This is a genomic window from Aliiroseovarius crassostreae, from assembly GCF_049803815.1.
GTDB classification, from domain to species: Bacteria; Pseudomonadota; Alphaproteobacteria; order Rhodobacterales; family Rhodobacteraceae; genus Aliiroseovarius; species Aliiroseovarius crassostreae_A.
The window spans coordinates 45,851-72,711 of record NZ_JBNAGI010000004.1; the positions used below are offsets into that span (position 1 = coordinate 45,851).

23 protein-coding genes and 1 tRNA gene are annotated in these 26,861 nt (G+C 59.6%); 9 read left to right on the top strand and 15 right to left on the bottom strand.

What is annotated here, in order from left to right:
- Positions 1–19: 19 nt before the first annotated feature.
- Both ACP15V_RS11805 and ACP15V_RS11810 read right to left on the bottom strand, forming a co-directional pair.
- Positions 20–95 (bottom strand) — tRNA-Thr (locus ACP15V_RS11805).
- Between the two features lie 40 nt (positions 96–135).
- The gene (locus ACP15V_RS11810; RefSeq protein ID WP_424943907.1) at positions 136–1,809 is read right to left on the bottom strand and encodes an ABC transporter permease; all 1,674 of its coding nucleotides are present in this window, start codon (positions 1,807–1,809) and stop codon (positions 136–138) included.
- 96 nt (positions 1,810–1,905) lie between these two features.
- On the opposite strand from ACP15V_RS11810, the gene ACP15V_RS11815 reads away from it, so the two are divergent.
- Positions 1,906–2,781 (top strand): hypothetical protein, encoded by an 876-nt coding sequence (locus ACP15V_RS11815; RefSeq protein WP_424943908.1) that lies wholly within the window; start codon positions 1,906–1,908, stop codon positions 2,779–2,781.
- A gap of 35 nt (positions 2,782–2,816) precedes the next feature.
- Here ACP15V_RS11815 and nadC read toward each other — a convergent pair whose 3' ends face one another.
- The 4 genes from nadC to ACP15V_RS11835 form a co-directional block, all read right to left on the bottom strand.
- On the bottom strand, positions 2,817–3,665 hold the full coding sequence (nadC, locus tag ACP15V_RS11820; protein ID WP_424943909.1) for a carboxylating nicotinate-nucleotide diphosphorylase: 849 nt from the start codon (positions 3,663–3,665) through the stop codon (positions 2,817–2,819).
- Entirely contained in the window at positions 3,662–5,230 is a 1,569-nt protein-coding gene (locus tag ACP15V_RS11825) for an L-aspartate oxidase (RefSeq protein WP_424943910.1), read from the bottom strand. The genes nadC and ACP15V_RS11825 overlap by 4 nt, the downstream gene beginning before the upstream one ends.
- Positions 5,231–5,236: 6 nt before the next feature.
- Positions 5,237–6,322, bottom strand: coding sequence for a quinolinate synthase NadA (gene nadA, locus ACP15V_RS11830; RefSeq protein ID WP_424944132.1), 1,086 nt, complete (start codon positions 6,320–6,322; stop codon positions 5,237–5,239).
- A 200-nt stretch (positions 6,323–6,522) separates the two neighbouring features.
- Positions 6,523–6,783, bottom strand: coding sequence for a DUF2312 domain-containing protein (locus ACP15V_RS11835; RefSeq protein WP_424944133.1), 261 nt, complete (start codon positions 6,781–6,783; stop codon positions 6,523–6,525).
- Between the two features lie 264 nt (positions 6,784–7,047).
- Between ACP15V_RS11835 and ACP15V_RS11840 the strand changes: the two genes are divergently transcribed.
- Positions 7,048–7,263 (top strand): hypothetical protein, encoded by a 216-nt coding sequence (locus ACP15V_RS11840; RefSeq protein WP_424943911.1) that lies wholly within the window; start codon positions 7,048–7,050, stop codon positions 7,261–7,263.
- 21 nt (positions 7,264–7,284) lie between these two features.
- Here the strand turns inward: ACP15V_RS11840 and ACP15V_RS11845 are convergent, their stop codons facing one another.
- The 7 genes from ACP15V_RS11845 to ACP15V_RS11875 all read right to left on the bottom strand — a co-directional run bounded on the left by ACP15V_RS11845 (position 7,285) and on the right by ACP15V_RS11875 (position 16,098).
- The gene (locus ACP15V_RS11845) at positions 7,285–9,378 is read right to left on the bottom strand and encodes a 3-hydroxyacyl-CoA dehydrogenase NAD-binding domain-containing protein (RefSeq protein ID WP_424943912.1); all 2,094 of its coding nucleotides are present in this window, start codon (positions 9,376–9,378) and stop codon (positions 7,285–7,287) included.
- A 159-nt stretch (positions 9,379–9,537) separates the two neighbouring features.
- Positions 9,538–9,852 (bottom strand): TraR/DksA family transcriptional regulator, encoded by a 315-nt coding sequence (locus ACP15V_RS11850; protein WP_424943913.1) that lies wholly within the window; start codon positions 9,850–9,852, stop codon positions 9,538–9,540.
- A gap of 101 nt (positions 9,853–9,953) precedes the next feature.
- A complete protein-coding gene (locus ACP15V_RS11855) occupies positions 9,954–11,132 on the bottom strand; it encodes a FliM/FliN family flagellar motor switch protein (RefSeq protein WP_424943914.1) in 1,179 nt (392 codons plus the stop codon).
- 81 nt (positions 11,133–11,213) lie between these two features.
- Entirely contained in the window at positions 11,214–13,922 is a 2,709-nt protein-coding gene (locus ACP15V_RS11860; protein ID WP_424944134.1) for an ATP-binding protein, read from the bottom strand.
- Positions 13,923–13,927: 5 nt separating this feature from the next.
- The gene (locus ACP15V_RS11865) at positions 13,928–14,224 is read right to left on the bottom strand and encodes a hypothetical protein (protein WP_424943915.1); all 297 of its coding nucleotides are present in this window, start codon (positions 14,222–14,224) and stop codon (positions 13,928–13,930) included.
- Positions 14,221–14,664 carry a response regulator transcription factor gene (locus ACP15V_RS11870; RefSeq protein ID WP_424944135.1) on the bottom strand — a complete coding sequence of 148 codons (444 nt, stop codon included), beginning with the start codon at positions 14,662–14,664 and terminating at the stop codon, positions 14,221–14,223. The genes ACP15V_RS11865 and ACP15V_RS11870 overlap by 4 nt, the downstream gene beginning before the upstream one ends.
- A 111-nt stretch (positions 14,665–14,775) precedes the next feature.
- A complete protein-coding gene (locus ACP15V_RS11875; RefSeq protein ID WP_424943916.1) occupies positions 14,776–16,098 on the bottom strand; it encodes a short-chain fatty acyl-CoA regulator family protein in 1,323 nt (440 codons plus the stop codon).
- A 221-nt stretch (positions 16,099–16,319) separates the two neighbouring features.
- Between ACP15V_RS11875 and ACP15V_RS11880 the strand changes: the two genes are divergently transcribed.
- The 7 genes from ACP15V_RS11880 (at position 16,320) to ACP15V_RS11910 (ending at position 24,116) form a co-directional block, all read left to right on the top strand.
- Complete coding sequence (locus ACP15V_RS11880; RefSeq protein WP_424943917.1) at positions 16,320–17,675, top strand: ABC transporter substrate-binding protein; 1,356 nt, start codon at positions 16,320–16,322, stop codon at positions 17,673–17,675.
- Positions 17,676–17,785: 110 nt separating this feature from the next.
- A complete protein-coding gene (locus tag ACP15V_RS11885; protein ID WP_424943918.1) occupies positions 17,786–18,817 on the top strand; it encodes a branched-chain amino acid ABC transporter permease in 1,032 nt (343 codons plus the stop codon).
- Positions 18,818–18,820: 3 nt separating this feature from the next.
- Positions 18,821–20,026, top strand: coding sequence for a branched-chain amino acid ABC transporter permease (locus ACP15V_RS11890; protein ID WP_424943919.1), 1,206 nt, complete (start codon positions 18,821–18,823; stop codon positions 20,024–20,026).
- 14 nt (positions 20,027–20,040) lie between these two features.
- Entirely contained in the window at positions 20,041–20,799 is a 759-nt protein-coding gene (locus ACP15V_RS11895; protein WP_424943920.1) for an ABC transporter ATP-binding protein, read from the top strand.
- 25 nt (positions 20,800–20,824) lie between these two features.
- Positions 20,825–21,610, top strand: a complete 786-nt coding sequence (locus ACP15V_RS11900) for an ABC transporter ATP-binding protein (protein WP_424944136.1) — start codon at positions 20,825–20,827, stop codon at positions 21,608–21,610.
- Positions 21,611–21,715: 105 nt separating this feature from the next.
- Positions 21,716–23,662 carry an acetate--CoA ligase gene (gene acs / locus ACP15V_RS11905; RefSeq protein WP_424943921.1) on the top strand — a complete coding sequence of 649 codons (1,947 nt, stop codon included), beginning with the start codon at positions 21,716–21,718 and terminating at the stop codon, positions 23,660–23,662.
- Between the two features lie 181 nt (positions 23,663–23,843).
- Entirely contained in the window at positions 23,844–24,116 is a 273-nt protein-coding gene (locus ACP15V_RS11910; protein ID WP_424943922.1) for a glycine zipper 2TM domain-containing protein, read from the top strand.
- 70 nt (positions 24,117–24,186) lie between these two features.
- On the opposite strand, the gene ACP15V_RS11915 is transcribed toward ACP15V_RS11910, so the two are convergent.
- A complete protein-coding gene (locus tag ACP15V_RS11915) occupies positions 24,187–25,704 on the bottom strand; it encodes a class I adenylate-forming enzyme family protein (RefSeq protein WP_424943923.1) in 1,518 nt (505 codons plus the stop codon).
- Positions 25,701–26,858: an acetyl-CoA acetyltransferase gene (locus ACP15V_RS11920; protein ID WP_424943924.1), complete on the bottom strand. Its 1,158-nt coding sequence runs from the start codon at positions 26,856–26,858 to the stop codon at positions 25,701–25,703. Before ACP15V_RS11920 ends, ACP15V_RS11915 begins: the two co-directional genes overlap by 4 nt.
- Positions 26,859–26,861 lie beyond the last annotated feature (3 nt).

The following is a 26,861-nucleotide window of genomic DNA, read 5'->3' on the forward strand; positions in this document are numbered from 1 at the left end:
TTATTTTCAGGGATTTAAGTGGTGCCCCCACACGGACTCGAACCGCGGACCTACTGATTACAAATCAGTTGCTCTACCAGCTGAGCTATAGGGGCACGCGCAACCCTTTACGAAAAGTCGCGGACGGGTTCAAGCCTATTTCCCGGTTCGGGCAAGTAAAGCGACCGCAACCAGCCCGACGACAATCACCATGATCGCCGGAGGGGCCGCTTGTTCAAGCTGTTCAAGCGAGGCCTGTTCGTAAACCCGTGTGGCCAGCGTGCCATAGTTGAAGGGGCGCAGCAGCAACGTGGCGGGCAGTTCTTTCACGCTATCGACGAACACCAGAAGCAGTGCGGTGCCGACAGATCCGCGAATCAACGGGACATAGATTTCTCTCAGGGCGCCCTGGGCAGTGCGGCCAAGGGATCTTGCCGCCATGGGCAGGTTGGGAGAGACCCGTTCAAATGCCGCATCCGCCGCCCCCTGCGCAATGGCGAAGAATCGCACGCAATAGGCATAGACCACGGCAAAGGCCGTCCCAGTCAGCAACAGCCCCGGATCCCAGCCGGTCAGCGCAAGCACCCCATCCGCAAAGGCATTGTCAGCCGCCGCCATCGGGATCAGGATGCCAACCCCCAAGACCGCCCCCGGAGCGGCATATCCGATTGTGGTAACCGGCATCAGCCTACGCGGCAGGCTGCGCCCTGACATCCGCACCCCATAGACCAGGAACAGGGCACCCATCACGGTAATCACAGCCGCGGCCCCACCGACGGTCAGCGTGTGCAGCAGCGCCGATACCAGACCGTTTGAAAACCAGAACTCCGGCTTGTTGATCGCGTGGTATAAAAGCACGCCCACCGGCATCACGAACCCAACCATAAAGGGCACAGCACACAGAAACAGGCAAAGCGCCGCATAAGGGCCCGTCAGGTGCCGCGCGGTTGCGGGGCGGCTTTGACGCGATGTGCGGTAAAAGCGGGATCGCGACCGGCTGAACTTCTCAAAGGCGGCCAGCAGAAACACGAACAACAAGATCACCATGGCGATCTGAGCGGCCCCGCCCGCGTTGTGGCTTTCCAACCAGATCGAGAAGATCCCGGTGGTCAAAGTCTGTACCGCAAAGAAATCCACCACGCCGAAATCCGACAGGGTTTCCATCATCACGATCGCGACGCCCGCGGCAATGGCGGGGCGCGCCAGCGGCAGCCCCACACGCCAGAACCGGGCCAGCGGCCCTGCCCCCAAGGCACGTGCGACCTCATAGGCATCGCCTGATTGTTCCCGCAGCGCGGTGCGCACCAGCAAGAACACATAGGGGTTGAGCGCCGCGGTCAGGACAACAATCGCCGCCCAGCGGGAGCGGATTTCAGGAAACCAGTAATCGCGTGCCGACTGCCAGCCAAATAGATCCCGCAAGGCGGTCTGCACCGGCCCCGCATATTCAAGGAAATCCACCATCGCATAGGCCCCGACATAGGCCGGAATGGCCAGGGGCGTGAGCAGCAGCCACTGCATCCAGCGCGATCCCCAGAACCGGTACATGGTCAACATCCACGCCGATCCGGTTCCGATTGCCGCAGACAGGATCCCGACCGACAGGCAGATCACCAACGTGTTCATCGTATAGCGCGGCAAAGTGGTCGCCATCAGATGGGGCCAGGCGTTTTCTTCTGGCGTCATCGCCATCCAGATGATCGACAGGATTGGCATCAAGACCATCAGGGCAATCACGCCGGCCCCCACCGACCACGGGTTGATCCGCCATTTGCCAATCCGGCTACGGTCTCGGGAAGAGGTAGGAATCTGAGTGTTTTGCTCGGCCATACACAGCCCATAAACCAATTTGGGTTTAACTGTCCAGAAAAGCACCATATGTTTGTTTCAATCGTTCAAAGGACGCCGGGCAGAAATAGGACAGATATGAAAATCTCGTTTCACATCGGGGCACATTGTACGGACGACGATCAATTGCTTCGGTCCTTGTTGCGCAATGCGGGCGTCTTGGCCGAAGAAGGCGTCTGCGTACCGGGGCCAAGCCGCTATCGCAGCATTTTATCCGATGTCCTGAACAAGCTGGGGGGCGAAAAGGCCGATCTGGACACACAGGAAATGCTGATCGAGCATTTTGTGGATATCGACGATGCGGAACGGATCGTGTTTGGCCACGAAAACTTTCTGGGCGCGCCGTTTCGCGCCCTGGAAGGTGGGGTGCTTTACCCGCTGGCCGAACGCAACACCCAGCGCATGCGCAACCTGTTTCCCATGCACCAGGTCGAGTTTTTCATGGGTATGCGTGATATTTCAACCCTGGTGCCAGCGCTTGCGCAAAAGGTGCCGGATGACAAGCTGGGGCATCTTCTGGGCGGGCTGGATCCCACGCTGCTGTGCTGGTCGGATACGATCCATGCCATTCGCGAGGCCAACCCGGACTGCCACATCACGGTTTGGTGCAACGAAGACACCCCGCTGATCTGGCCAGAGATCCTGCATGAAGTGGCGGGTGTCGAACCCGAGGTTCGCCTGATGGGGGGGCTTGATATCCTCGGCCAGATCATGGCGAAAGAGGGCATGAAACGGCTGCGCAACTATATGGCTGAGCACACGATCCACAATGAAATCCAGCGCCGCCGCGTGCTGGCGGCCTTTCTGGACAAATTCGCGTTGGACGACGAGGTGGAAGAGGAAATCACCCTGCCCGGCTGGAGCGAAGACCTTATGGCCGAGCTTTCACAGGCCTATGACGATGACATGCATGAGATCAAGTCGATCCCCGGGGTGACCTTGCTGAGCGCCTGAGCGGTGCCAACTGGCAGGGCAAACATCGGCGAAGGTCAGAAATCGAGCCCGAGATCCACCGTGCGTGCCGAATGGGTCAGCGCCCCAGACGAGATGTAATCCACCCCTGTCGCGGCAATCGATGCAATCCGGTCGAGTTTCACATTGCCGCTGGCCTCGGTCTTGATCCGACCATCCACCATCTTCACGGCCTTCGCCAGTGTGTCATTGTCCATATTATCGAGCAGCACAACAGAGGCTCCGCCAACCTCCAGCACCTCTTCCAGCTGGTCCAGACGATCCACTTCGATCTCAACCGCCATCATGTGGCTGGCATGGGCTTTGGTGGCCTCCAGCACCTGGCGCACACCACCGGCGGCCGCGATGTGGTTGTCCTTGATCAGGATGGCGTCGGACAGGGAATACCGGTGATTGAACCCGCCGCCATGCAGCACCGCCAGCTTTTCAACGATCCGCAAACCAGGCGTGGTCTTGCGCGTGCAGGTCACACGGGTTTCGGTGCCTTTTGTTTCCGCCACAAACCCAGCAGTTTTTGTCGCAATGCCTGTCAAACGGCCCGCGAAATTCAACGCCACCCGTTCGCCGGAGAGGATGGACGCGGCAGACCCGCGGATTTCCATCAAAACGTCGCCCGCCGAGCAGGTTTCACCATCCGCCACATGGGTCACAATTTCCAACGCCGGATCCACCAGGCGAAACGCCAAAGCCGCCACCTGCATCCCCGACACCACCGCATCTTCGCGCGCATTCAGCCGCGCATTATAGGTGGTGCCCGCCGGGATCACCGCACGGGTGGTCACATCACCATAGCTGCCAAGATCCTCGAGAAGCGCATTGCGCACCATCGGTTCCAGCACAAGATCGGGAAGGGTTGCGTAGGTCATTTGGTATCCTTCAAAACCCGCGCACGAATATCAAGCGCTTGGGTCATGGTCATACGAGAGCGTTTGCCCGGCCCCGGCAATGTATCGGGGTAATCCGAGCGTTCATGAGCGCCCCGGCTTTCACGCCGTTCCAACGCGGCAGCTGCGATCAAGGTCGCGGTGGCACACATATTTTTGAACGAGGGGCTGTGCGCCTGGTCCTGTTCCAGCCGGGCAATGTCAACCAGCGCACGCGTCAAACCGGCTTCATCGCGCACCACACCGACGAAATCGGTCATCACGCGACGCAGGGCCAGAACGGCAGCCTCATCCGGCGCGGCCCCGCCGGGTTCAAAACGGATATCAACAGGATCAGCAGCGGGAAGATCACCCGTTGTCGCCCGGATATCCTGCGCACAAAGCCGCGCGTAAACCAGTGCTTCCAAAAGCCCGTTGGATGCCAGTCGGTTGGCCCCATGCAATCCGGTTGAAGACGCCTCGCCACAGACCCAAAGCCCGTCCAAACTGGCGCGGCCCTTCATATCGGTGGAAATGCCGCCCATATGGTAATGCGCGGCGGGCGCGACGGGGATCGGTTCTAAGGCTGGATCGATCCCATTGCGGGCGCAATATTCGGCCACCGATGGAAACTGTGTCTTGATCCCCTCGCCCAGCACTGCGCGCGTATCGAGCATCGGGCGATTTCCGGCCTGCACCTCGGCGAAAATGGCTCGCGCCACCACGTCACGCGGGGCAAGCTCGGCGTCGGGATGCACATCCAGCATGAACCGCTTGCCATGCTTGTTGATCAAAACCGCCCCTTCGCCGCGCAGGGCTTCGGTCGCAAGCGGGGCCGGGTCTTCGCCCACATCCATTGCGGTGGGGTGAAACTGGACAAATTCTGCATCGGCAATCTCGGCCCCGGCCCGTGCGGCCATGCCGATCACCTGACCGCGAATGCGCGGGGGATTGGTCGTGAGCGCATAAAGCCCGCCGGACCCGCCGCCCGCCAGCAGAATGGCCGATCCGCGCAGCATCACCGGGGCGGACCGCCGATCGTCACTTTCGCAAATGGCCACGCCGGTGACCCGGCCTTCCGTGACCTCAAGATCCACCGCCATGGTGCCTTCCAGAACCTGGATCGACGGGGTTTCGCGCACCTGTTCGATCAGGGCGGCCATGATCTCGGCACCGGCCTGATCGCCTTTGACGCGCACCACGCGGGCAAAGCTGTGCGCGGCCTCGCGCGACAGCACATATTCCCCGTCTTCAGTGCGATCAAAAGGCGTGCCCAGCGTGGTCAGATCGTGAATATGCTGACGGGCTTCGCGGGTGACCATATTGGCCACCGCAACATCCACCGTCCCTGCTCCGGCCTGTTCGGTATCGCCTGCATGGCTTTCCGGGCTGTCTGCCGCATCCATCGCCGCCGCCACACCGCCCTGCGCCCAAGCCGAGCTTGCCCCCTCGCCCAGTGGTTCAGGAGAGATCATCACCACCGGTTGCGGCGCAAGTTTCAGCGCGGCGTAAAGCGCGCCCAATCCAGCCCCGACAATGATGATACGATCGGTGGTAACGGTTTGCATGGACGATCAGAGGCCCAGTTTCTTCGACAGGTCGATCATGCGCTGCACCGACAGGCGTGCCTTTGCGGCAATCTCTTCCTCGACCTCAACCTGATTTTCCATCGTGTGCAGCACGTAGAGGATTTTCTCCAACGAGATTTTCTTCATGTAGGGGCACATATTGCAGGGGCCGATGAAATCCACCTCGGGCAATTCATCCGCGATATTCGACGCCATCGAACATTCGGTGATCAGCATCGCCTGGGCGGGCTTTTCGTCGGTCACATATTTGATGATCCCGCTGGTCGAGCCAGAGAAGTCAGCCTCGGCCACCACATCGGGCGGGCATTCCGGGTGGGCAATCAGCCGGGTGTCCGGGTTCCATTCGCGGAAATCACGCAGGTCTTGCGGCGTGTATTGTTCATGCACGATGCAGGATCCGGGCCAATAGACCACGTTTTTATCGGCCTCATTGGCCACATTTTGCGCCAGGTACTGATCGGGCGTCATGATCACCGTGTCGCTCTCCATCGCGTTCACGATCTGAACGGCGTTGGACGAGGTGCAGCAAATGTCGGATGCGGCTTTCACTTCTGCGGTGGTGTTCACGTAAGACACCACAGGGGCGCCGGGGTATTTGGCGCGCATTTCTTCAATGCCATCTGCCGTGATGCTTTCGGCCAGCGAACACCCTGCCTGCATGTCAGGCATCAGCACCGTCTTTTCCGGGCTGAGGATTTTCGACGTCTCCGCCATGAAATGCACACCGGCCTGCACGATCACATCCGCCTCGACCTCGGTCGCTTTCATCGCCAATTGCAGGCTGTCCCCGACAAAATCCGACACGCCGTGAAAAATTTCGGGCGTCATATAATTGTGACCCAGAATAACCGCGTTGCGGGTTTTCTTCAGGTCGTTGATGGCTTTGACATAGGGCGCATAAATCGCCCAATCCGCCGGGGAAATTACCCGGTCCATCCGGCCATAGATATCGGCCATCGAGGCGGCCAGATCCGGGGACGGCGCAAGGTCATACTGGCTGGCGAGCGTGGAGCGAACGAGCGATAGATCAAGCAACGGGGTCTTCTCCGTGAGTAAGCGTTGCTGTTGCATATACAATTTCCCCTGCCGCAACAGCAAGAATTTGGTCATATCTGATCAGAATAGGCACATTCCGGGCAAAAATACGAAGATCCGGTTGCGTTTTGGAAACCCGGCTTGCCGAAAACACCCCGTCAGGCGCGCACCCTGCACAAAAAAAGCGCGGGACCGTTTGGGTCTCGCGCTCTTTATTGGGGAGTATTGCCCCGGGCTTACGACATGCCCAACGCTTCCTTGTACATTTCCAGAACCGCTTCTTCTTCGGCAATGTCATCCTTATCCCGCTTGCGCAGCGCAATGACCTTGCGCATCACCTTGGTGTCATAGCCACGCCCCTTGGCCTCGGCCATCACCTCTTTCTGCTGCTCGGCAATGTCTTTCTTTTCCAGCTCAAGCCGCTCGAAACGTTCGATAAACTGGCGAAGTTCGTCGGCGGTCACACGATAGCTCGCGTCAGGATTATAGTCGTCCATACTGTCCTCATCGCGCCGCGCGGGCGTCTGAATTGTGTTCTGAATGTCGTTGGCCGCCATGAGTACCGATAAGCGCGCGGCCCTTCAAGGGGTTGCGCACATGCGCCATGCAGGTTAGGCGCATTGCCACCTAAAGCGTTTCGACATTAATCACAGAAAGAGAAAAGCCGAAACGCAGCAAGAGATATCAATATCGTGGGCGTTTCCGAATAAACATGTGTCTCAGGTTTATCCCGAAACGCTTTAAAGTGATGAGGTATGAAGATGGAATGGCTGATCATCATCGGGGCCGTCGTGTCCTTTATCGGGCTGATTGGGCTGGTGACCAGCGCGTTGAAGGTGATGAAAGCCAAACGCGCAGGTCTTGAGGATGCCGAATTACGCGCGCGTGTTCAAAAAGCGATGGTATTGAACATGGGCGCATTGGCCCTGTCAGTGCTGGGCCTGATGTGCGTGATCCTGGGCATATCCCTGTCGTGACACGTTGGGGGCACGGCACCCCTACCCCTCGTTCAAATCCGAGAAATGCCGCCCGTTCTTGATCAGTTCGGCAAAAAGCGGGCTGGGGCTCCAGAATTTCTCTTCCTCGGGCTGATAGGATTTCAGCGCGTTTTCCACCGCCAAAAGCCCGGTCTGATCGGCCCACATCATCGGCCCGCCACGATGGCGCGGGAACCCATAGCCAAAGAGCTCCACCACATCGATATCTGAGGGGCGCAGCGCGACACCTTCGTCCAAAAGGCGCGCGCCTTCATTGGCCATGGCAGCCAGGCAACGCATCTGGATTTCGTCTTCCGAGAACGATCTCGGGCGGATATCCTTGACCGCGCGTTCCTGGGCGATGATCGACAAAACATCCGGGTTTTCAATGGGGCCATCCTCGCCACCATAAATGTAATACCCGCGCCCGGCCTTTTGCCCGAACCATCCCAGCTCGCAGATCTTGTCGCCGATCGCCACGTACCGTTCGTTCGGGTCACGCGTCGCCGCCAACCGCTTGCGCCGCGCCCAGGAAATATCCAGCCCCGCCATGTCGAGCACCTGATACGGGCCAATCGGAAAGCCGAACTTGCGCATCGCACCGTCAATCTCGGCCGGGGAGGCCCCGTCTTCCAGCATGAAATCCGCGGCCAACCGATAGGCGGCGAGGATCCGATTGCCAATGAACCCATCCGCAACCCCTGCCCGCACCGGGACTTTTCGCAGCTTCTTGGCCAGCTGAAATCCGGTGGCGACAACGTCTTTGTGCGTCTTGTCCGCCACCACAATTTCCAAAAGCTTCATGATATGGGCGGGCGAAAAGAAGTGATAGCCGACCACATCTTCGGGGCGCGAAATGGTGTCGGCCAGCGCGTTGATATCAAGATAGGACGTATTGGTCGCCAGGATTGCACCGGGGCGCATCACCTGATCGAGCTGCTGAAAGACATCCCGCTTGACCTGGTCGTCTTCGAATACGGCTTCGATGACCAGATCCACGTCCTGCAGATCCTGCATGTCGGTGGTGCCGGTCAACTGCCCCATCCGCGCATCCATAACCGATTGGTCAATCCGCCCCTTGGCGACGGAACGTTCATAATTGGTCACGATCTTGGCGCGCCCGGCGGCAAGCCCCTCGTCGTTGCGTTCCACCAGCACGACGGGGAACCCGGCATCCAGACAGGAGATGGCGATCCCCGCGCCCATCGTCCCGGCGCCCACGACGCCGATGCGATTGACCTCGCGCAGGTTGGCGCCTTCCAACTCGGGCACCTTTGCCGCACGACGTTCTGCAAAAAAGGCATGGCGCAGCGCCTCTGCCTCGGGGCCGGTTTCGCATTCATCAAAGGCCTGACGTTCCATGGCGATCCCGGCGTCAAAGGGCAAAAGCAAGGCGGCTTCGACGCAATCCACAATCCGCGGCTTATTGGGCATCACTGCATTTTCATTGGCTTTGCGGGCTTTCGCAATCGCCGCCACAAAAGCGGGCCCATCTTTCAACCCGGCGATCTGATCTCGGCTGGGCCGGGGCCCGGCCCGGTGTTCAATCAGGTTACGCGCCGATCCCATGGCCGCCTGATGCAGGTTTTTGTTCACGGCTTTATCAATCAAACCAAGAACTTCGGCGGCGGGGGCCGTGATCGGTTTGCCTGTCAGGATCATGTCCAGGGCCCGCTCTGCTCCGACCAAACGCGGCAAGCGTTGCGTGCCGCCCCCCCCGGGAAGCACGCCCAACCCCACTTCGGGCAGGCCCAAGCGGGCGGATTTGTCGGCGATACGATAGTGGCTGGCGAGGGCGAGTTCAAACCCGCCCCCCAACGCGGTGCCCTGAATTTCGGCAAAAACCGGTATGTTCAGTGCTTCCAGTCGGTCACAGACCTCTGACAGAATCGGGGCCTTTCGTGGTTTGCCAAACTCGCGCACGTCCGCCCCTGCGGGGAATGTCCGCCCCTCCGCGCGCAACACCACGGCCTTGATCTCAGGGTTTGCCTCGATGTCGCTCAGAGTGTCCCAAAGGCCTTGTCGAACGGCGTGGCTGAGCGCATTGACCGGCGGGTTGTTGATGGTCAGGATTGCCACCCCATCATCGATTTCACAGCTCACCACGTCGCTCATAATCCCCTCCTTGGTCTCTTCTCCCCAAAAAGCGACGTCACCTTGGGCTTGTCAATGGTCAGCAGGACATGTCACGAAGTTTTCCCGACCGCTCGGTCACAAATACAACAGCCGGGAACCTGTTGGCATCAGAACCATAAAGTGGCCCCGCAACACAGCTCAGGCGCATTTTCGGCAAAATGGGGTATGGGGAACAACTTCCAGCCGCTCTTCTGAAATCTCATCGCCACATTTCACGCAAAATCCAAATTCGCCATCATCCATGCGGCCCAATGCGGCTTGGATTTTTACGATCTCTTCCTGACCGGACGTGCCCAATCCTTCAAGCACCTCATCTTCTTCGCGTTCAACGGCAAGCTCTTCCCAGTCTTTCGATTGGTGACTGTCCAGTTCATCCTCGATTTCATGCAAACGAACATCAAGTTCCTTCAGGCGATCCTCAAGGATCTTCCGGAATTTTGCGGTGTCGGTCATCGCGTGTCTCCTTTCGTCAGGATGCTGACATTCCGACAGAAAATTGGCTTTGACACAAGTCAAACGTGAAGTTTGTGCGCCCGTTCACCCCAATGTCCGTGCTACTGCGCCGGGTCCAGAGCGGGCAAGTCCGGCAGGTCTGGAAGGTCTGGAAGGTCTGGCATGTCTGGAAGATCCCCCAGCCCGTCGAGTGGCGGCAGCTCTCCCATCGTTGGCACCTCTTCATCCATCGCGGGCAGGTCCGGCAGGCCGTCCAGCGGCGGCAGGCCTGATGGCATGTCATCGGGCCCCTCATCCAACCCGCCCATCGCTGGCTCTGTGTCCAGGCCCATGGGCGAAGCGGGCATTGCGGGCGGACCCGCTGTCCCGGTTGCGGCCGGGGGGATATCGAGTTCATCCGGCGTGTCAGACAGGTTCAGCCGAATGGCCCGGTTCCCGGTCTGTGCCCCCAATCGTCCGAAGCAAACCCGTTTGCCGTCGATATCTTCAAGGGCGATTTGAACGATGGCCTCGCGCGGGACGGGCACAAGACTGCCCACCTCCAGACTGGTCACATCGGACAATGCAAGATCCAGCCGATGGATCACGGCCTCCATTTCCAGCTGTGTATCTTGCACAATTTCAGTCAAAACACCGGCGTTGGAGGCGTCATCCCCATCCTTGTTCACGGGTGTAACGCGCGGCGGGTCATGCGGAAAGACGAATAAAATCCGCCCTTCTTTCGCCCCTTTTTCCAGATCGAGCACCGCTTCGAACACGCGATAGGGAATATCTTCCAGCGTCATCTGAATGGCGCGCGCATCCTCTAGCGGGAGCACATATTCAAACCCCTCCCAAGTTGGGGTCAGGGACAAGGCGGCCTCATCTCCTTCGGCCTGGAAACACTTCAGAATGGCATTCAGGATATCAGTGCACATCACGGCATCTGTGCGCGTGGGGGGGCGCCCTTCCACGGGTTTTGGCACCACGCGCCCGGTGGTCTGTTTTTCAATGACGCCCGCCAACATCTGGCCATCCATGATCGCAAGCCCAAACCGGTTTCCGGGTCCGGCCAGCAAGGCAATCAGCGCATGGTCCGGCAGCTCCTCGACCAGCGAAGTCACCACGGCGCGCCGCATCTCGACCGATTTGGCAAATGCCTCCAGCGACAAACAATCCTCGCAGGCCCGCGCCAACGCGATCCGAAGCGCGAGTTCGGGCGTCACCCGCCCGATTTCCGGGGGTGGACGACCTTCGCCTGCAAGACGGCGCTTTACGCTTTTGGGGTCCCGATCACTCATATCTCTTGCCTGACAATCCTGATCCAGAAGTGCCAAGACAAGGTTTACAAATGGTTGAAATCGCAAATTTTAACCCGGGTTTCAGGCAAATTCTCCGTTTCGCGGCAGGGCAACCCGAAAGGCACCGCCCCCCTGGCCCGGCAAATAGCTGAGAGATCCGCCCAGTTTGTCCATAATTTCACGGCAGATCGCCAGGCCAAGCCCAGCCCCACCCGCCGCTTTCTGATCAGACAGGCGATAGAATTTCTCAAAAATCATCGCCTGACTTTCCTCTGGCACACCGGACCCGTTATCCACAAAATCCACGCGCAACATATCCGACTTTACCGACACTCTGATGTTCAGATCCGGTTTCGCCGCGTCGCAATATTTGGCTGCATTTGCAATCAGGTTGATGAAGACCTGCGCCAACCGGTCGGTGTCGGTATGCAGCATGATCTTCTCGGACTCCGGAACGCGACGGATCGAAAACTGCTCTGACGCCAAGGAATTGGTGGCCGCCACCGCACGATCCAGAACCCTTGCCAGACTTTCACGTTGCGGGTTGAGCTGCACCTGTCCGTTTTCCAGCACGCTGAGATCCAGGAGGTCATCCAGAAGCCGGGTCAAACGCACCGCTTCCCCATGAATGATGTCAGCGTATTTTTCCTGCCCTGCCTCATCTAACCCGCCTTCGCGCAAAATCTCGGAAAAGGCGCGGATCGAGGTCATCGGGGTGCGCAATTCGTGACTGATCTGGCTGAGAAACGCATCTTTCTGGATCGACAATTGGGTCAGCTTTTCATTCACCTCGGACAGGCGACGCGCGGTGGTGGTCAGTTCCGATTGTTTGATTTCAAGTTGCGACGAGTATTCCAGCATCTGCTGCGTTTCATCGGCCACGGCCATCAGGTCACCCACGGAAACCGAGGCCCCTCCGACAATCTGCCCCACCATAGCATGGGCTGTGGCCGCCCCCACCGACCCGGACAATTCGCGTTCCAAACGGGCGATGAAATCCGGTGTCGTATCGGGCAAGAACCCTTCCTTACCCTGGGCCGCGGCTTGTTTGCGAAACAAGGATTGCGCCTCATCCGGGCCCATGATCCGCTGCGCCATGATCAATAGATCCTCGGCTTCGGCCCCGCCGCGGGCCCAGCTTGGGGCGCCTGCGGAATGTTCAAACACGTTCACAAACTGCGCGCCCTGAAGGCGCTCCAGTGGGGATGGGAAAGATGTCATGGAAACCAGAACAAATGCGAGGCTGTTCAGGAGCATCGACCAGAAGAACGCATGCACCACCGGATCCATCCCCCCAAGGCCGAACAATGCACGGGGGCGCAGCCATTCGATTTGCCACGGGCCATCCACCAGCATCCGCGCGCTCATGATCCCGGCATCCCCAAAACTCGGCAAAAAGAGCGTATACGCCCAGACCACAAAGCCCACAATCAGGCCGGCGGCAGCCCCCCGACGCGAGGCACCGCGCCACAAAATGCCGCCCAGAAGCGCGGGAAGCACCTGAGAGACGCCCACAAATGAGATCAGCCCGATGGCGGCCAGGGCTTCGCCCCCGCCCGAAAACTGGTAGTAGAAATACCCCAAGAGCAGCACCGCCCCGATGGACAGGCGACGGGCGGACAGGACCAGATGGCGCACATCGCCCGAAACCGTTGCCTCGCTCCCGCGGCGGACAGACAGCCAAATGGGCATAACAATGTGGTTTGAAACCATCGTCGACAAGGCAATGGAGGCCACAATCACCATCGAGGTGGCAGAACTGAACCCGCCCAGAAAGGACAGCATTGCCAGGCCCTGTTGTTCGTAATGCAGGGGCAGTGTCAGAACGAAAAGATCGGGGTTGGCCGTGTCTGGAAGCACCGACAGCCCCGCGGCTGCAATCGGCACCACAAAGAGGCTCATCAGCAGCAGATAGGCGGGAAAGGCCCAGGAGGCCGTGGCCAATTGCCCCTCATCCACATTTTCCACCACCAGCACCTGAAACATGCGCGGCAAGGTCAAAAAGGCCGCCGCGGACAGGAAGGTCAGGCCGGTCCAACGCCCGGGATCAATGGTCCAGGTCGAGATTTTGCTGTCAGAGATCATCGCGGCGATGCCCCCAACCCCACCGGCCACGCCCCAGATGACAAAGGCGCCCACGGCCAAAAGCGCCACCAGCTTCACGATGGCCTCAACCGCAATGGCCGTGACCACGCCATTGTGACGTTCGTTGGCATCCAGATTGCGTGTCCCGAAGAGGACCGTGAACAACGCCAGGCCAATCGCCACCCAAAGGGCGGTTGCAGACAGGTCTACCGGCTGTAACCCCCTGGTCCAGTCCCCGCCGGCCCAATCACGACCGCCCTGTTCGGCAAACACCGCAAAAGACAGGGTCACGGATTGAAGTTGCAGCGCAATATATGGGGTGGTCCCGACAACAGCCAGCAGCGTGACCAGCACCCCCAGCACGTTTGACTTGCCATAGCGCGAGGAAATCAGGTCGGCGATGGAGGTCACCCTCTGCGCGCGCCCGATCCGCACCAGTTTGCGCAACAGGCCCCACCAGCCGATCATGACCAGGGTTGGCCCCAGATAGATCGTTACATATTCCAACCCCGACCGCGCGGCGTAGCCCACGGCGCCATAAAACGTCCAGGCTGTGCAATAAACCGACAGGGACAGCGTATAGACCAAGGGGTTTCGCAACCAGCTTGCCCCACCGCTGCGCGCCCGTTTATCAGCCCCAAACGCCACCACAAACAGGAAGATCACGTAAAGCAGACAGACGAGGACCAGAATATTGAAGGACAACCCCATCAGGGTCGGTCCTCACGGGCTGTCGGCGGCAGCTCATCTTCCGGTGTCTCGCTGGCCCGTCCCAACCCGCGCGACAAAATGGCGGCAATCACGATCAGTCCAAACCAGGCCAGAAACACGTAAACCAGCCACCCACCCGTGTCATTGCGCCCCTGCCCGGCAGAGAGAAGTGGGATCATGAACAGAACAACCCCGATCATGGGCAGCGCCCGCGCCGCATCGGCGATCCGGCGGCGGCGATAGTTTTGCCGCGCGAGGAACAGGGGTTCACGTGACAAGGCCATACTACGCGTCACGCGCCCACAATCTGGCGCAGGCTCTCAAGCACTTCAGCATTGGAAAAGGGTTTGGTCATAAACTTGTTTACGCCAAGCCGCTCGGCCAGCTCGCGGTCATTTTTCTGCCCACGTGCGGTCAGCATCAACACCGGGATCTGGCGCGTGGCCTCATCCGCGCGCAGTTCTTGCAAAATGTCATATCCGGACCGTCCCGGCAGCATCACATCAAGGATCAGCGCATCCGGTTCGAATTTATGCACGGCTTCCACGGCGGTTTCCCCATTGGTATGCGTGTTCACAATCCAACCATCGCGGCTGAGAATAAAACTGATGGCCTCGATGATATTCGGTTCGTCTTCAATCACCAGAACCTGCCGCCCCGAAGGCCGCGCAGTGCCCGAGGTGATGCCATCATCTGCGGCCCGGACCTTGGCGTGATCAGATCGCTGCCCCGTCATTTGTGTCATATATCCTCCCCAACGGACGATCTATGCCCTCCGCAAGACCGAATATGTGAAAATCCTTGGCCCATGTCAAAACTATTGACGTGGCTGGAACACGCGCGGGACCTACTGGCCTGACAAGATGGAAGGCTCACGCCGGGCATCGCATCTCGACTGCGGGCAAACCCGGCATGATGAGCCTACCCGCACCGCCGCCCCATCAAAAGGCGCGGCTTCATCTTCTGGCAGGATCAACATCGTGGCCTCATAGAGCGGGGGCACGTCAAAATGCGCAACCCCAACCTGAGAAGAGATGGCAAGACAACGGAAGCGGCGCGGATTGCGTACGCCCATTTCGACCAGACCGGAGACCGGTGCGCCCGGGTGGGCCAGGGCGTGATACAGCGGCCAAAGCGGGCATCCAGCGCCAAAGCGCGGCAAGGCGAAGCCCGCCACCGGTTGGCGTGCAGTGATCGCCCCGGACCCGTCACAGACCAGCAAACCACACTTCACGCGCGCGCCCTCTTCGCCCACCCGCAGGCTCGCCACGCGGCGCAGGATCCGGGCAATCGGCTGGGGGAACCTCTGGACCAGCAGGGCAACATCCCCCGGGGACTGCTCCCATGCGGCTGCGAATTCCCCCATCGGCAAGGCCGTTGCATCCTCGGCATAACGGCGCAGCCAGTCCCGGGTGATTGAGCGCGCTTCGGCCGTCTGCAACGCAGCCGCCCCGTTTACCATCTCTGCTATCTGCGCTTCGGCATCTGCATCCGGGGCCTCCAGCGCCGGAAAGTGATGGCCGTGGGCATCCAGAAACGCGAGCATTTCTTCGTGAGGCACCAGCGGAGCGGTGTCGAGTTCCGTCCCTGCATCCAGATAATCCACCAACCCCTGCGCAGAGGAAGACAGGCGGCGGCTTTCTTCGCGCATGTTCCGCAAAAACCGCACCTGCCATTCGGGGTCGATATCCGCACCGTCCGACAGGATCGACGCGGTGGAGCGAATGGCGGTCACGGTTGAAATCACCTCGTGCAGGCTGGCGGCAAGCTGCGGATCATGGGCCAGCCGGTCGCTTAGGGTTTCGACGGTGTGTTCAAGCTCTTCAATGCGCCGATGTTGGGCGGCAACCAGGCCGGTCCAACCGGGGAAACGGCCCGCCAGCTCCTCGACCTTGTCCACCTCTGCCCCGGCCTGCGGCACGCGCCCGGCGGCATCGCGCAAACTGCCCACCAGCGCATCTTCCGCCCCCTCGGTCAACTGCACCGGATCCACCTCAAGCGCGCGCGCGAGGTCATTGAGGAGCTTTCCGCCGATTCTGCGGCGATTATGCTCAATCAGATTGAGATACGCGGCGGAAATTCCGACATCTCGGGCCAAAGCGGCCTGTTTCAGGCCCAAATACAGACGTCTTTCGCGGATGCGGCTGCCGGTCAGGCGGGATTGCGCCATGTGATTTCCTAGGATTTTGAAACACTTTCTGCACCCGCAAGAAAATGTTTTTACACTTACTGCAGATGCACAGTTCATACCTTAACAAATAAATCCTTATTTAAAAAGGACTTGTTGATCGATTTTCACAACGCGCCTTACACTGAACATGTTCTGTAAATAAGGAACGCGGGCCGGTGCGGAGGAGGCACTGACCCAAAATGACCAAACGGGAGGATTACATGTCCAATTCGAATTCCACGCGCCACCTCACACGACGGGGCCTGCTGAAAACCAGCGCCGTGGCCGGCGCCGGCGTTGCACTGCCGACAATTTTCACGGCTTCTTCGGCCGCAGCCTATACCAACGAACCCACCGGCGGGTCCGTCACCTTGGGGTTCAACGTGCCGCAAACCGGGCCATATGCCGATGAGGGGGCAGACGAGCTGCGCGCCTATCAGCTGGCGGTCGAGCACCTGAACGGCGAAGGCGACGGCGGGATGCTGAACACTTTCTCGTCGAAAGAGCTGAAGGGCGACGGTATTCTGGGCAAGAAGGTCGAGTTCGTGACCGGCGATACCCAGACCAAATCAGACGCTGCCCGCGCCTCGGCAAAATCGATGATCGAAAAAGACGGCGCGGTGATGATCACCGGCGGGTCGTCCTCGGGTGTGGCGATTGCTGTGCAGGGTCTGTGTCAGGAAGCTGGCGTGATCTTCATGGCGGGCCTGACCCATTCCAACGACACCACCGGCAAGGATAAGAAAGCCAACGGGTTCCGTCACTTCTTTAACGCCTATATGTCCGGGGCGGCCCTCGCCCCGGTGCTGGCGGCCCGTTACGGCGCTGACCGCAAGGCCTATCACCTGACCGCTGACTATACCTGGGGCTGGACGCAGGAAGCGTCGATCACCGCCGCCACCGAGGCGCTGGGGTGGGAAACCGTCAACGCGGTGAAAACCCCGCTGTCGGCCACCGACTTCTCGTCCTACATCACCCCGGTTCTGCAAACCGATGCAGACGTGCTGGTGCTGAACCACTACGGCGGCAACATGGTGAACTCGCTGACCAACGCGGTTCAGTTCGGCCTGCGTGAAAAGCAGGTGAACGGCAAGAACTTCGAGATCGTTGTGCCGCTCTTCTCGCGCCTGATGGCCCGTGGTGCTGGTGAGAACATCAAAGGCATCCTTGGCTCGACCAACTGGCACTGGTCGCTGACCGATGAAGGGTCGCAAGCCTTCGTGAAGTCGTTCGGCACCAAATATGGCTTCCCGCCGTCGCAGGCCGCGCACACGGTTTACTGCCAGACCCTGCTTTATGCTGACGCCTGTCAGCGGGCCGGCACCTTCAACCCCTGCGGCGTGGCCGAAGCCCTGGAAGGGTTCGAGTTCGACGGTCTGGGCAATGGCAAGACCATCTACCGCGCCGACGACCACCAGTGCTTCAAGGACGTGCTGGTTGTGAAGGGCAAGGACAACCCGACCTCTGAGTTTGACCTTCTGGAAATCGTCGAAGTCACCCCGGCGGCTCAGGTCACCTATGATCCCGAGCACCCGATGTTTGCTGGCGGCAATCTGGGCGCCTGTAACGCAGGTTAACCCCCTGTAACCACTCACAATCCACCCCGCGCATTTCCGGATGCGCGGGGCCTTGGGGCCGGTGCAATCGCGCAACCGGGCTCGTCACACATACCTATTCGGTGGGGAAAATGGACGGCATTCTTCTTCAGATCCTGAACGGGCTCGACAAGGGCTCGGCCTATGCGATGATCGCGCTTGGGCTTACACTTATCTTCGGCACTTTGGGTGTCGTGAACTTTGCCCACGGGGCACTGTTCATGATCGGCGCGTTTTGCGCGGTCACCCTGCAACGCATCTTTAGCCTCAGCTTCGAGACGGTCGATCCGGAAAGAACGGACTTCCTGGGCAATCCGCTGAAGGTCAAAACCCCATATGTCGAAAGCTGGTTTGGCCCCGAAATGGGCGCCTCGATCATCGACTGGTCGGTGCCACTGGCGATCCTCTTTTCCGTCCCGATCATGCTGTTTGTCGGCTGGGCGATGGAACGCGGGCTGATCAAGCATTTCTACAAGCGTCCGCACGCGGACCAGATCCTGGTGACCTTTGGTCTGGCGATCGTGATGCAGGAAATCATCAAGCATTATTACGGCGCAAACCCGATCCCCACCTCGGCCCCCTCGGCCTTCAAGGGGTCGCTGGATTTCGGCGTGATGCTGGGCTTTGATCCGAACCTGATCATCTATCCCTACTGGCGCCTTGTCTATTTTGCCTTCTCGGCCATCGTGATTTCCGCCGTCTTTGCCTTCCTCAATTTCACCACCTTCGGGATGGTCGTGCGCGCGGGCATGGCGGACCGGGAAACCGTGGGTCTTCTGGGCATCAACATTGACCGTCGCTTCACCATCATGTTCGGCATCGCCGCCGCCGTCGCGGGCCTTGCGGGCGTGATGTATGCGCCGATCAACTCGCCCAATTATCACATGGGTATGGATTTCCTGGTGCTGAGCTTTGTTGTGGTTGTTGTTGGTGGCATGGGCAGCCTGCGGGGCGCGGTTGCCGCGGGCTTCCTTTTGGGCGTTCTGGAAAGCTTTGCCTCGATGAACTGGATCAAAGATCTGATCCCCGGCATCGACCAGATCATCATCTACCTGGTTGCCATTCTTATTCTGCTCACCCGCCCACGGGGCCTGATGGGCCGCAAAGGCGTGATGGAGGACTGATCCATGCTTGGACTTGATAAACGCGATACCAAATTCCTGCTGATCGTCATCTTCCTGACGCTGGCAACCCCGATCCTGCTGCAACCCTTCCCGGAAGGGTCTGCGCTGGCCCAGTTCAACGCGGGCTACCCGGACCTGATGCAGCGCTTTGCAATCTTCGGCATCTTTGCCATTGGCTTTAACATCCTTTTCGGCCTGACCGGCTATCTCTCCTTCGGTCACGCGGCCTTTCTGGGGATCGGATCTTATTCTGTGGTCTGGATGTACAAGCTGCTCGACTACAACGTGATCTGGGGCTTGCCGCTGGCGGTGGTGATGTCAGGCTTGTTTGCGCTTCTCATCGGCTATGTCAGCCTGCGGCGCTCGGGCATCTATTTCTCGATCCTGACGCTGGCCTTTGCGCAGATGTCGTTCAACCTGGCCTATTCGGTGCTGACCCCGATCACCAACGGGGAAACCGGCCTTCAGGTCTACACGGACGATCCGCAGATCCTGCAGGGCGCGACCGAACCGACCAGCCCGCATTTGTTTGGGATCGTGATGAACCAATCGTCGAAGATCAACCTGGGCGACTGGGTGTTCACCTTCAACAATGGCTATTACTTCTGCGCTGTGATCGCGATCATCGCCTTCTACATCTCGCTGCGCATTTTCCGCTCGCCCTTTGGGCTGATGCTGCGTGCGATCAAATCGAACCAGCAACGCCTGAACTATACCGGGTTGAACGCGCGCCCCTACACGCTCGCGGCTTTTGTGATCTCGGGCATGTATGCCGGTCTGGCCGGGGGTCTGATGGCGTCGATGGACCCGCTGGCCGGTGCGGAACGGATGCAGTGGACGGCGTCGGGCGAAGTGGTTCTGATGACCATCCTCGGCGGCGTTGGCACCATGATGGGCCCGGTTCTGGGCGCAGGTGTGATCAAATACATGGAAAACATCTTCTCCAAGATCAACGAGCAGGTCTTGCATCAGTGGTTTGGCTGGCTGCCCGATGGGTTGGAGAGCTTTGTCATCTATGTGGCGGAACATTTCGTGGGCTCAGGCTGGCACATGACCTCGGGCGTGCTCTTTATGCTGGTTGTGATCTTCCTGCCCGGTGGCCTTGTCGAAGGTGGTCAACGCATCAAGAACCTGTTCAAGAACCGCGGCGGTGACGACGCGGATGACCCGGAACACCACCCGAAACAAGCGCCCCATGTGGCCGAATAAGAGGAGACGGACAGATGGGAATTCTTGAAGTCAAAGGCGTGGGCAAACGGTTTGGGGGCCTTCAGGCGCTGGGGGACGTGAACCTGAGTGTTGAAGACCAGACGGTCCACGCAATCATCGGCCCCAATGGGGCTGGCAAATCAACGCTGCTGAACTGCTTCGTCGGCAAGTTGATCCCCGATGAAGGGTCGGTGCTCTTTAACGGGCAATCCCTGCTGGGGCGCACCCCGCATGAAATCACCCAGATGGGGGTCAGTCGCGTCTTTCAAACGCCCGAGATCTTTGGCGATCTTGATGTGATGGAAAACATGATGATCCCCTGTTTCGCCAAACGGGACGGCGCCTTTCGGATGCATGCGTTCGAAAGCGTCGGCAACGAGAAAGAGCTGGTCGAGAAAGCCGAACAGATGCTGATCGACGTGAACATGATCGACAAGCGGCACATGCAGGCTTCGTCCATGTCACGCGGCGACAAACGGCGGCTGGAAATGGCGATGTGTCTGGTGCAGGACCCGAAACTGCTGCTGCTTGATGAACCCACTGCCGGCATGGCACGCGCCGACACCAACAACACGATCGATCTTCTGAAAGAGATCAAGGAAAAGCGCGACATCACCATGGCGATCATCGAACATGACATGCACGTGGTCTTTTCGCTGGCTGATCGCATCACCGTTCTGGCCCAGGGCACGCCGCTGGTCGAGGACACGCCGCAAAACATCAAAGACAACCCGAAGGTGCGCGAAGCCTATCTGGGTGAAACGCAGCAATAAGGAGGGGATGATGGCTGACTCGTCAATGAATGAGAACCTGCTGAGCGAACAACCCAAGGTGAAGCGCAAGGATTTCTCGAAAAACCGCAACCATGCCGCCACGGCCCCCGCCTATTTCTCGGTCTGGGATCTGCACGCCTATTATGGTGAAAGCTATATTGTGCAGGGTATCAGTTTCAACGTGCACGAAGGCGAGATTCTCGCCCTTCTGGGCCGCAACGGGGCGGGCAAAACCTCGACCCTGCGCGCCATTGCGCGGATGGATGAACCGATGCTGACGCATGGTGAAATCTGGCTGGATCACCAGCATCTGCATGACCGCAAAAGCTATGAGGCGGCGCAGATGGGCATGGCCTTGGTGCCGGAAGATCGTTGTATCATTCAGGGTTTGACGGTGGAAGAAAACCTGCAGCTGGCGCAGATCGTCGAACCCATCGGCTGGTCATTGGATCGCGTCTATGAACTCTTCCCACGCCTGAAAGAACGTCGCAAACAGGAAGGCACAACGCTGTCGGGCGGCGAACAACAGATGCTCGCCATTGCCCGCGCCTTGGTGCGTGACATCAAGGTGTTGCTTCTGGATGAACCCTATGAAGGGCTGGCCCCGGTGATTGTGGACGAGATCGAAAAGACGCTCAACATCATCAAGGAACAGGGCATCACCACGGTGATCGTAGAACAAAATGCCGTGCGTGCCCTGCAACTCGCTGACCGGGCGGTGATCCTGGACACCGGCAGCGTGGTCTATGATGGCAGCGCCGACGAGGTGCTGGAAAACGAAGCACTGCGGAACGAATACCTCGCGATCTGACGCCGGATATGGCCGTTCAAATCGTCGATTTCGTGCTGGACAGGGGAGGCCCGCTGGTGTCCCCTGCCCGAACCACACGCATAAGATGACAGGAAGAGGTGCGCCATGACTGACACAACCTATCCCCCCTCCGCCGATTTTGCCGCAACTGCGCATATTGATGCGGCGAAATACAAGGACATGTACGCCGCCAGCGTGCAAGACAGCGATGCGTTCTGGCGCGAACATGCCACCCGGCTGGATTGGGCCAAGACGCCGTCGGTCATGAAAAACGTGAGTTTTGCCCACCCGGATGTGTCGATCAAATGGTTTGAGGATGGCCAGCTGAACGTGGCCGCCAACTGCATTGACCGGCATCTGGCGAAACGGGCAGACCAAACCGCGATCATCTGGGAATCTGATGATCCGAATATCGACAAACACATCACCTATCGCGAGCTGCATGAAAACGTTTGCAAGCTGGCCAATGTGTATAAAGACCTTGGCGTGGGCAAAGGCGACCGCGTGGTGCTTTATCTGCCGATGATCCCCGAAGCGGCCTATGCCATGCTCGCCTGCGCGCGGATCGGCGCGGTACATTCCATTGTTTTTGCGGGATTTTCGCCGGATGCATTGGCAAGTCGCGTCGAAGATTGCGGCGCGTCGCTGGTGGTCACAGCAGACGAGGCCCCACGCGGTGGACGCAACACGCCGCTGAAATCCAATGTGGACGCCGCCCTTGACCATGGCGATCTGGGCAAGACCCCGGTTTTGGTGGTGGAACGCACCGGCGGTGACGTGAAAATGGTCGACGGCCGCGACGTGAGCTATACCGCGAAAATGGCTGAGGCCTCGGCCGATTGCCCGGCGGAACCGATGAATGCAGAAGATCCGCTGTTTATCCTCTACACCTCAGGTTCCACCGGAAAGCCCAAGGGCGTGCTGCACACGTCAGGCGGCTATCTGCTTTGGGCCGCGATGACCCATGAATATGTGTTCGATTATCACGAGGGTGACATCTATTGGTGTACCGCCGATGTGGGCTGGGTCACAGGGCACAGCTATATCGTCTATGGCCCGCTGGCGAATGGCGCGACCACGCTGATGTTTGAAGGCGTGCCCACCTACCCCGACGCGGGGCGCTTCTGGGCCGTGTGCGAAAAGCACAAGGTCAACCAGTTCTACACCGCCCCCACCGCGATCCGCGCCCTGATGGCGCGTGGCAATGAGTTTGTGGAACAACACGATCTTAGCGATCTGAAGGTGCTGGGCACTGTCGGGGAACCGATCAACCCCGAGGCCTGGAACTGGTATAATGAGGTGGTGGGCAAAGGCAGCTGCCCCATTGTGGACACCTGGTGGCAGACCGAGACCGGCGGGCATCTGCTCACCCCCCTGCCCGGTGCCACAGCCACCAAACCGGGGTCAGCCACCACGCCGTTTTTCGGGGTTCAGCCGGTGATCCTCGACCCGCAATCCGGCGAAGAGATCCACGAGGTTGAGGCCGAAGGTGTGCTTTGCATGAAGGACAGCTGGCCTGGGCAAATGCGGTCGGTCTATGGCGACCATGATCGCTTCGTCTCCACCTATTTCGCTGATTACAAAGGATATTACTTCACCGGCGACGGCTGTCGCCGCGATGCGGATGGCTATTACTGGATCACCGGACGCGTGGATGACGTGATCAACGTGTCCGGTCACCGTATGGGCACCGCCGAGGTGGAAAGCGCCTTGGTGGCCCATCCAAAAGTGTCCGAGGCCGCCGTGGTCGGCTTTCCCCATGATATCAAGGGCCAGGGCATCTACTGCTATGTCACCCTGATGGATGGTGAAGAATACACCGATGACCTGCGCGGAGAGCTGCGCAACTGGGTGCGGCAGGAAATTGGCCCGATCGCCAGCCCGGACCACATCCAGTGGGCGCCAGGTCTACCGAAAACACGGTCCGGTAAAATCATGCGCCGCATCCTGCGCAAAATCGCCGAAAACGATTTCGGTGCGCTGGGGGACACCTCAACCCTTGCGGACCCCTCTGTTGTGGATGACCTGATCGACAACCGGATGTCAAAATAACCAACTCCCCGAGAGACCCGGCCCCTGGATACGGCACGGGTTCTCACCTCCAGCGCCGATGCCACCCGCATCGGCGCTTTTTTGCGCGTATTTTCGCCCGTATTCATAATTTGCAAAAGAAGGGTTTACGTCATTGCGCAAGCCGGGAAAGTTTTGGGTATCAATCATTTGTGAGGACAAAATGTATAAACCACTCATCATCCTGACCCTGGCCGCCGGCCTGGGCCTGGCCGGGTGCCAGCGCCTTCCGGACAACCAACAACGCGTCGTTGCCACCGGAGCAGGGGCTGTTGCGGGTCTGGCCCTTGCTGACCTGTTGGGGGCGAACTCTAACTGGAAAGTGATCGGCACCGTCGCCGGTGCAGCTGCTGGCAACCTGATTGCCAAAAACGCCGAAAAGAACCAATGCGCTTACGCGGATGGTAAAGGCGGATATTACACCGGCGCCTGCTAAAATCTCGTTGGGGGGCTTTCATCAAGGCCCCCCGACACCTTTTTGCGTCCCCCGATAACGCGCTGGTCGATCAGATATCACCGCGTTCCAGCCGCTGACGTAGCTTGGTCTTCAAAACCTTCCCATAGTTGTTTTTCGGCAATTCCGGCAGCTGATAGTAAGCTTTCGGTCGCTTGAAACGTGCGATTTGTGCAAGGCAATGGGTGTCAAGCGCCGCCGGATCCAGCGCCCGCCCGGGAGCCATGACCACAAACGCCACCACATCTTCGCCCCATTCGTCGCTGGCGCGACCAACCACGGACACCTCATGCACCGATGGGTGGGTCAGCAGGGCCTCTTCCACCTCACGCGGATAGATATTGGTGCCGCCCGAGATGATCACATCCTTTGACCGGTCCCGCATGGTCAGATAGCCATCCTGATCCAGAAACCCCATGTCGCCGGTGCGCAGCCAACCGTCGATCAGTGTTTTTTCCGTCGCTTCAGGGTTTTGCCAATATCCGGGCATGACCGGGGTGCCACGCACCATGATCTCGCCGACCTCGCCAACGGGCAGCGGCCGCCCGTTTTCATCTCCAATCATCACCTCCACCACGCTTTGCGCCCGCCCAACCGAAGCAAGCCGGTCTTGCCAACGCGGATGGGTGCGATCCGCCACATCCACACGCGACAGGGCGGTGATCGCCATGGGGCATTCGCCCTGACCATAGATCTGCACAAAGCGCGGACCAAACCAATCCACCGCATCGACGATATCCGCGACATACATCGGGCCACCGCCATAAATGATGGTCTTGATCCCCTCGCCTGTCTTGCCCGCGGCCTTTGCCACATCGGTCAGACGACGTACCATTGTGGGGGCCATGAACATGGACAGTGGGCCTTGGGTTTGCGCCACCTCCAGCAGCTCCAACTCGTCATATCCCCCGGACGCGGGCGTGATGTGGCGGGCGCCTTTCGCCACATGGATCGGCGCATAAATCCCCGCACCATGGCTCATCGGGGCCATGTAAAAGGCGGCATCCTCGGGGTGGACCTCGTCGCAATCCAAAAGATAAGACAGCGAGGTGGCCCGGATCATGCCATGGGTGATCATCACCCCCTTGGGCTGCCCGGTGGTGCCGGAGGTGTAAAACAACCAGGCCAGATCCGTGTCCGCGCGCGGCGTGATGGGCGCGGGATCTTCGCCGCACATCTGGACAAACGCATCGCCCGACACGTCGATCAGTGGCAGATCCGTTTCCGGCGCCAACCCGCCCCCCAGCTCAGGCGTCACCAAAGCCAATTTCGCGCCCGAATCCCGCAAAATGTAAGCGGCTTCTTTGGGATGCAGTTTGGCATTGATCGGCACCACCGCCGCACCAGAAGCCCAGACCCCATAGAAGCCCAAGAGGTATTCCGGGCAGTTCTTCATGAACAGCGCCACGCGATCCCCCGGCGCGATCCCTTGGGCGCGAAGTGCTGCAGAAAGGCCAAGCGAGGCCCGGCAAAACCCGGTATAATCAAAAACTTGCGAAGACCCTTTGAAAATCGCGGGTCGGTCGCCCTTCACCTTGGAAATCCGCTCCAACCACAGCGCGAGGTTCATCGCACGCCCTCCAGGATGGACGCATAGGACGCCACGCCGGAGCCGCCCATGTTGAAAACCAACCCGCGTTCCGCGCCCTGCGCCTGCATCGCGCCAGCCGTGCCCGTCACCTGACGGGCCATCAAAACATGCATCGACACGCCGGTCGCGCCCACCGGATGCCCCTTGGCCTTCAGCCCGCCAGACAAGTTCACCGGCAGCGCGCCGCCGGGCCGCACGATCCCCTCGTCCAACGCCCGCGCGCCCTGCCCGGGTTCGGCCAGCCCCATTGCCTCGTAGATCATCAGCTCGGCGATGGTGAAACAATCATGCACTTCGGCGACATGCAGATCGGCAAGCCCCATTCGCGCTTCGGTCAAGGCCCCCAGAATGGCGCGCTTCGGGCCTTCAAATGCGGTCAGGTCGCGACGCGACATGGGCAGGAAATCGTTCACCTGATGAGAGGCCGCAAAGCGCACCGCTCGCGGCATGGACCGCGCCACATCATCCGACACCATGACCAGCGCCGCCGCCCCGTCCGACACCAGCGAACAATCGGTGACCTTCAACGGATCCGCCACCATCGGGTTCTTGTCGCTCACCTCGGCGCAAAACGCCACCGGCAGCTCTTTGTGCAATTGTGCCAAGGGGTTGTGCATGGCATTGGCATGGTTTTTCGCCGCAATTTCCGCGAGCGCCTGCGTCTGGTCGCCGTATTTATCGAAATAAGCCCGGGCAAATCCGGCGAAGACCTGCGGGAAACTCATCCCCGCCTCTTCGGCCTGATAGGCCGCATGACCCAGCCCTTTGGCAACCTCGGCCGTGGGCAGATGGGTCATCTTCTCGGCCCCGATCACCAGGGCAATCTTGGCCCGCCCGCTTTCAATCGCATCGCGCGCTGCATAGATTGCCGCCGCCCCCGACGCACAGGCATTTTCCAAACGGGTCGCCGGGGTGAAGCGCAGATCATCATGGATCGACAAGGCCATGGACGCGGGAAACCCATCCCCAACCATACCGCCATTGAAATGACCCAGCCAGATCCCGTCCACATCGGCAGGCGTGACACCGGCATGTTCCAGCGCCTCGCGCCCCGCCGCCACGATCAGCGCTTCAAGATCCATATCCGCCAGCTTGCCGAACCGGGTATGGCCCCAACCCACGATTTGCACCATCGC

Bases quoted from the DNA above. Each gene is read 5' to 3' on its own strand.
- ACP15V_RS11845 (WP_424943912.1), bottom strand. From the start codon at position 9,378: ATGAGCGACGTGGTGAGCTGTGAAATCGATGATGGGGTGGCAATCCTG.
- ACP15V_RS11880 (WP_424943917.1), top strand. From the start codon at position 16,320: ATGTCCAATTCGAATTCCACGCGCCACCTCACACGACGGGGCCTGCTG.
- ACP15V_RS11920 (WP_424943924.1), bottom strand. From the start codon at position 26,858: ATGGTGCAAATCGTGGGTTGGGGCCATACCCGGTTCGGCAAGCTGGCG.
- ACP15V_RS11885 (WP_424943918.1), top strand. From the start codon at position 17,786: ATGGACGGCATTCTTCTTCAGATCCTGAACGGGCTCGACAAGGGCTCG.
- ACP15V_RS11890 (WP_424943919.1), top strand. From the start codon at position 18,821: ATGCTTGGACTTGATAAACGCGATACCAAATTCCTGCTGATCGTCATC.
- ACP15V_RS11855 (WP_424943914.1), bottom strand. From the start codon at position 11,132: ATGAGTGATCGGGACCCCAAAAGCGTAAAGCGCCGTCTTGCAGGCGAA.
- ACP15V_RS11840 (WP_424943911.1), top strand. From the start codon at position 7,048: ATGGAATGGCTGATCATCATCGGGGCCGTCGTGTCCTTTATCGGGCTG.
- ACP15V_RS11910 (WP_424943922.1), top strand. From the start codon at position 23,844: ATGTATAAACCACTCATCATCCTGACCCTGGCCGCCGGCCTGGGCCTG.
- ACP15V_RS11915 (WP_424943923.1), bottom strand. From the start codon at position 25,704: ATGAACCTCGCGCTGTGGTTGGAGCGGATTTCCAAGGTGAAGGGCGAC.
- ACP15V_RS11900 (WP_424944136.1), top strand. From the start codon at position 20,825: ATGAATGAGAACCTGCTGAGCGAACAACCCAAGGTGAAGCGCAAGGAT.
- ACP15V_RS11875 (WP_424943916.1), bottom strand. From the start codon at position 16,098: ATGGCGCAATCCCGCCTGACCGGCAGCCGCATCCGCGAAAGACGTCTG.
- nadA (WP_424944132.1), bottom strand. From the start codon at position 6,322: ATGCAACAGCAACGCTTACTCACGGAGAAGACCCCGTTGCTTGATCTA.
- ACP15V_RS11895 (WP_424943920.1), top strand. From the start codon at position 20,041: ATGGGAATTCTTGAAGTCAAAGGCGTGGGCAAACGGTTTGGGGGCCTT.
- ACP15V_RS11810 (WP_424943907.1), bottom strand. From the start codon at position 1,809: ATGGCCGAGCAAAACACTCAGATTCCTACCTCTTCCCGAGACCGTAGC.
- ACP15V_RS11825 (WP_424943910.1), bottom strand. From the start codon at position 5,230: ATGCAAACCGTTACCACCGATCGTATCATCATTGTCGGGGCTGGATTG.
- ACP15V_RS11850 (WP_424943913.1), bottom strand. From the start codon at position 9,852: ATGACCGACACCGCAAAATTCCGGAAGATCCTTGAGGATCGCCTGAAG.
- ACP15V_RS11870 (WP_424944135.1), bottom strand. From the start codon at position 14,664: ATGACGGGGCAGCGATCTGATCACGCCAAGGTCCGGGCCGCAGATGAT.
- acs (WP_424943921.1), top strand. From the start codon at position 21,716: ATGACTGACACAACCTATCCCCCCTCCGCCGATTTTGCCGCAACTGCG.
- nadC (WP_424943909.1), bottom strand. From the start codon at position 3,665: ATGACCTACGCAACCCTTCCCGATCTTGTGCTGGAACCGATGGTGCGC.
- ACP15V_RS11815 (WP_424943908.1), top strand. From the start codon at position 1,906: ATGAAAATCTCGTTTCACATCGGGGCACATTGTACGGACGACGATCAA.
- ACP15V_RS11835 (WP_424944133.1), bottom strand. From the start codon at position 6,783: ATGGACGACTATAATCCTGACGCGAGCTATCGTGTGACCGCCGACGAA.